Origin of the sequence: Caenimonas sp. SL110 (genome assembly GCF_001044395.1) — a bacterium.
In the GTDB taxonomy this organism is placed as follows: Bacteria; Pseudomonadota; Gammaproteobacteria; order Burkholderiales; family Burkholderiaceae_C; genus Ramlibacter.
The window spans coordinates 1-1,331 of sequence record NZ_JANU01000044.1; the positions used below are offsets into that span (position 1 = coordinate 1).

Sequence of the window (1,331 nt, forward strand, 5' to 3'; positions counted from 1 at the left end):
TCCACTACTGTCCGGAGAAGCATTCTCATCCAGATCGCAACCCCATGATTTGATTAAAGAATTTGGGGTGTCCGCGAGAAATCTATTAGAACTTCTAATTTGATCCAGACCACACACTCGCTGCTATTTGCGAGGAGAGGTCATGAACGCGGGCACATTGGTTTTTGCGCAGCTGACTCAGCATTTGCCACGTGCAGTTTTCGATCAATGTGTGAATAGATATGCGCGCAGCTATCCGATGCGCAGCTTCTCGCATTGGGATCAATTCCTGTGCATGACTTACGCGCAGTTGACCTCACGAGCGAGCTTGCGCGACATAGAGACGTGCTTGCGAAGCCACACGGGCAAGCTGTATCGCGCTGGCTTTCGCGGAGGCATTGCGCGTACTACTTTGGCAGATGCGAACGAGCAGCGTGACTGCAACATCTTCGGAGATTTCGCGCTTCATCTGATCGGCGTAGCACGCCCTCTTTACGCCAAGCACGATGCGCTTTGCACGCAACTGGCTCAGACTGTTTACGCCATCGATTCAACGCTGATCGATCTGTGTTTGAGTTTGTTCGACTGGGCCCCTGCAGCCAAAGAGCGAGCCGGGATCAAAGTGCATACATCGCTGGATCTGCGGGGCAATATCCCAGCGTTCATACGCATCACCGGCGCACGTGAATCCGATGCCAGCTTTCTGGATCATTTACCTCTGGAGGCAGGCAGTTTTTACGTGATGGACAGGGGCTACGTTCACTTCGCGCGCCTGATCAAATTTACCCGTGCAGCAGCCTTCTTTGTCGTTCGCTGCAAGTCCAACTTGCACTACCGCGTCGAGCACGTCGAGCACGCCTCGCAAGGCGCTGGCGTTCGCAGCGATCAGCATATTATTTTGACCGGCCGATACACCAAAAAAGATTATTCATTGTCCTTGCGCAGGATTGAATTTTTCGATTCGACGCACGAGCGACTTCTGATTTTTTTGACCAACAATTTTCACTTGCAAGCCGAGCAAATTGCAATGCTGTACAAGAGCCGATGGCAGATCGAATTGTTCTTCAAGTGGATCAAGCAAAACCTGCGCATCAAGGCATTCGTCGGCAACAGCGCCAACGCAGTGAAGACGCAAATCTGGATCGCCATCAGCACTTACGTGTTGGTAGCCATCGTGAAGAAGAGGATGAATATCGACGCTTCCCTGCACTCCATACTGCAGGTGCTGAGCGTCAATTTGTTCGAAAAAACGCCGCTGTCGCAGTTGATTCAAAACGTCGATGAAATCGACCCTTCCAGCGTCTCGGGTCCCCAGTTGGGGCTGTTCGGGAAAATTACCGGACAGTAGTGGA

At 51.9% G+C, this 1,331-nt stretch carries 1 protein-coding gene; it reads left to right on the forward strand.

Annotation, left to right across the window (positions count from 1 at the left end):
* Positions 1–142 precede the first annotated feature (142 nt).
* The gene (locus AQ12_RS18915) at positions 143–1,327 is read left to right on the forward strand and encodes an IS4 family transposase (protein WP_048441524.1); all 1,185 of its coding nucleotides are present in this window, start codon (positions 143–145) and stop codon (positions 1,325–1,327) included.
* Positions 1,328–1,331 lie beyond the last annotated feature (4 nt).

Coding starts and splice junctions, on each gene's coding strand:
- AQ12_RS18915 (WP_048441524.1), top strand. CDS start 143: ATGAACGCGGGCACATTGGTTTTTGCGCAGCTGACTCAGCATTTGCCA.